At 75.4% G+C, this 1035-nt stretch carries 1 protein-coding gene; it reads left to right on the top strand.

The features are described 5' to 3' along the window. Nucleotides 1–57: 57 nt before the first annotated feature. Nucleotides 58–1035, top strand: a 978-nt coding sequence (locus L0B03_RS18335; RefSeq protein WP_250448506.1) for a GTP-binding protein, incomplete at its 3' end; no start/stop codon positions are given.

The following is a 1035-nucleotide window of genomic DNA, read 5'->3' as shown; positions in this document are numbered from 1 at the left end:
ACCTGACCGTGCGGAGGACCCCGAGGCCGTTGGCCTGCGCGCGTGGTGGAGGCGGCTGTGGCAGTGAGTCTCGTCGAGCGGCTCGACTCCCTCGCCGTCGCGGTGCGCGCGGGGCGCGAGGTGCTGCCCGCGGAGGTCCTCGCGCAGGTGCAGGCCGTCGAGGCCCGGGCCGGGCAGCGGATGCGGCTCTCGGACCAGCACACCGTCGTCGCCTTCGCCGGGTCCACGGGCTCGGGCAAGTCCTCCCTGGTCAACGCCGTGACCGGGACCGACCTCGCCCCGGTGGGCGTCCTGCGGCCCACGACGGCCGAACCCCTCGCCATGGTCCGGGGGCCCGAGGGTGCTGGGCCCCTGCTCGACTGGCTGGGCGTGCGCCGCCGTCACCACCTCGACCGCCCCGTCGCCGACCACGGCACGCCCCCCAGCAGCAGACCACCCAGCAGCAGGCCCGAGGCCCTCGACCTCGCGACCGACGGGCTCGTGGTCCTCGACCTGCCCGACCACGACTCGGTCGTGGTCGCCCACCGCACCGAGGCAGAGCGTCTCGTCTCCCTGGTGGACCTGATGGTGTGGGTCGTGGACCCGCAGAAGTACGCCGACGCGGCAGTGCACGAGCGCTACCTGCGCGGGCTCGCGGGGCACGCCGCGGTCGTCGTCGTGGTCCTCAACCAGGTGGACCGGCTCGCCGCCGAGGAGGTCGAGGCCTGCCGCCAGGACCTGCGTCGTCTCCTCGAGGAGGACGGACTCGGCAGCGCGAGGCTGCTCACCACCTCGGCGCGGACGGGAGAGGGCGTCGCCGACCTGGTGGCCCTGCTCGACGAAGCGGCACGGCGTCGCGAGGCTGCCCAGCACCGCCTCGAGGCCGAGGTGACCGCAGCGGCCAGCGCCGTGCTCGAGCAGTGCGGTGACCAGCGGCCCACGGACGCCCCGGCCGCGACCGAGCTCGTCGCCTCCCTCGAGCACGCCGCGGGGGTGCCGCAGGTCGTCGCGGCGGTCCGCGGGTCCTGGCTCCTCGAAGGTCGGCTGGCCACAAGT

Source organism: Actinotalea sp. C106 (assembly GCF_023630195.1).
Taxonomy (GTDB): Bacteria; Actinomycetota; Actinomycetes; order Actinomycetales; family Cellulomonadaceae; genus Actinotalea.
The sequence above is the reverse complement of the archived record's forward strand: the minus strand, read 5'-3'. Positions and strand labels throughout refer to the sequence as shown.